Genomic DNA, 2,492 nt, shown 5'->3' with positions numbered 1-2,492 from the left:
GCGCTTTATTCGGATCCCCTTCTCGCGAACGTCCTAATCGCATCGACCTATCCGTTGGAAGTCGTACAGGCGGAACGCTGGTACCAGGAAAACAAGGACCTCGAGGGAGATGCCTTGCAAACGGCGCTGGCGACTCAGGATTGGGACGATAGCCTGAAGGATCTCGTCGCTGTGCCGGATGTCCTTGAGATGATGAACAAGGATCTCGACTGGACGCAGAAACTCGGTGATGCAGTGCTCGCGCAGCAATCGGATGTGATGAACGCTGTTCAGGCCCTGCGCGCCCGCGCCAAAGAGGCTGGTACGCTTGAGTCGAACCCACAGCAGACCGTGACCGTGACGCAGACGGTGGTGCAAAGCGCCGATACAACCTCGGGCGGCGAAGAGACAGCGGCACAAGGCGAACAGACCCAAGAAGTGATTGCGATCCAGCCAACCGATCCTGAGAAGGTCTATGTGCCGTATTACGATCCGAATGTTGTCTACGGCACTTGGCCCTATCCCAGCTATCAGCCGTACTATTACCCACCGCCGCCCGGCTACCGCTTTGGCAGCGCACTGGCGACCGGGCTCGTATGGAGTGCGGGTTTTGCCATAGGCAATGCGATTTGGGGCGACAACATCAACTGGGGCCGCAACGACATCAATGTGAATATCAACCGCAACATCAGCGGGAACACAATCAATCGCAACAACGTCAACGTCCAGAAGTGGGAGCACAATTCCGAGCACCGCCGGGGCGTCCAGTACAACAACAACGAAGTTCGCAGTAAGTTTGAGAACAAAGGCAACCGGAACAACATCGGAGACAAGGTCGGCGATAGGCGCCCTGGTGGCGGTGACGGCCGTCCCGGTTCCCGTAATCGTTCTGGCAACGGCGGCGGGCGTCCGACTGTCGGGGACATTGAAGCCGGCCTGAAGCGGCCGGGTGGGGGCGAAGGTCGTCCCGGTGGCGGCAACCTGGCTGACAAGCGGCCTGGCGACGGCAGTCGTCCAGGCAATGCCGGCAACAAACGGCCCTCCGTGGGTGATATCGAGGCTGGTCTCAAAAAGTCCGGAGGCAACAGACCTTCAGCAGGTGGTGGCGACCGAAGAGCCAACCTAAAAGACAGTCCTGCGAGCAAGCCCGCAGCGAAGGGACCTGCTTCAGCAAAACCTGCCGCCAAGAAACCCGCATCCGAGAAACTCGCGGCCACGAAACCCGCGGCCACGAAACCCGCGGCCAGGAAACCGCAAAGCCGCCCGAGCGGGAATGCGTTCAAGAAAAGCAGCGGTAGCAGCGCGCGCAAGGCCTCGTCGCGCGGCCGTGCAAGCGCAGGCGGCCGAAACGTTTCGAGAAGTCGCGGGGGTGGCGGCCGCCGCGCGGGCGGCGGTGGCCGACGCCGGTAGCGTCACAACATAGAAGCAACGAGTGAAAACCTATACTGGTGAATGGTATGCCATTGATTCGACAACTCAGCTACGCGGTGTTCGGAGTAGCGCTACTCGGTCTCTGCGCGCACGCACACGCGGGTCAGCAATTCGCGAGTCCTGACGCTGCGATCGAAGCGCTTATCAGCGCAGCCCGCAGTGGGGAGAAAGACAAGCTGATCGATATCCTAGGTCCTGACGGTCAACACGTTATCAGTTCGGGCGATGAGGTCGCCGACAAGAACGCCCGAGAGAACTTCATGGAAGCCTATGACAAGCACCATGAGCTCGAAATGGAAGGGGATGACTTTGCAATCCTGCTGCTCGGCGATGACGATTGGCCCTTCCCGATCCCCGTTGTCAGGACGGAGGACGGCAAATGGGAGTTCGATACTGAAGGAGGTCTGGAGGAAATTCTCATCCGTCGCATTGGACGAAATGAACTCCAGGCCATCGAAGCCGCCCAACTCTACGTCAAGGCCCAGGAGAAATACGCTTCTATCAACCCCGATGGAGAGCAGCCCCCCGCCTATGCGCAGCGATTTATAAGTTCTCCTGGCAAGAAGGACGGACTCTATTGGCCGACAGAGGAGGGCGACGAGGAGAGCCCGCTGTCGAAAAAGTTCATAGAGATTACGGACGAAGGTTATAAACCGGACGGTATCAGGCCGATGCCCTATCGCGGCTACTACTTCCGCATTCTAAAGAGTCAAAGCGACGAAGCCGAAGGCGGCGCGCGTGACTATGTCGAGAATGGCCGCATGACCGGCGGCTATGCGCTGATCGCCTTTCCAGCCGAATACAACAATTCCGGCATCATGACCTTCATCGTCAACCGCGACAGCGAGGTTCTCGAAAAAGACCTCGGCGAAGCTACGGCTGATGTTGCGAGCGGCATCGGTACGTTTTCTCCCGACGACAGCTGGGAGCCTGCCCGGACACCATAGCCAACCCGTTGGCGCGCCATATTTTTCTTGAGGACGCGCAAGGTCAACATTGCGAACATCGCCCAACCTGTGGCAAGCGCGCGCCTGCAACTCGCAGGAGCATCGTTCTCGCAAGAGGCGCGCTCAATACCGCGC

2 protein-coding genes are annotated in these 2,492 nt (G+C 59.2%); both read left to right on the top strand.

Annotated features, from left to right (window positions below; genetic code table 11):
• On the top strand, positions 1 to 1,389 hold a 1,389-nt coding region (locus AC33YF_RS13670; RefSeq protein WP_491777765.1), incomplete at its 5' end, for a DUF3300 domain-containing protein.
• Between the two features lie 47 nt (positions 1,390 to 1,436).
• Positions 1,437 to 2,357, top strand: coding sequence for a DUF2950 domain-containing protein (locus tag AC33YF_RS13665; protein ID WP_491777764.1), 921 nt, complete (start codon positions 1,437 to 1,439; stop codon positions 2,355 to 2,357).
• The last annotated feature ends 135 nt before the right edge of the window (positions 2,358 to 2,492 follow it).

Source organism: Methyloceanibacter sp., assembly GCF_058506495.1.
This window is presented reverse-complemented; position numbering and strand designations above follow the sequence as displayed.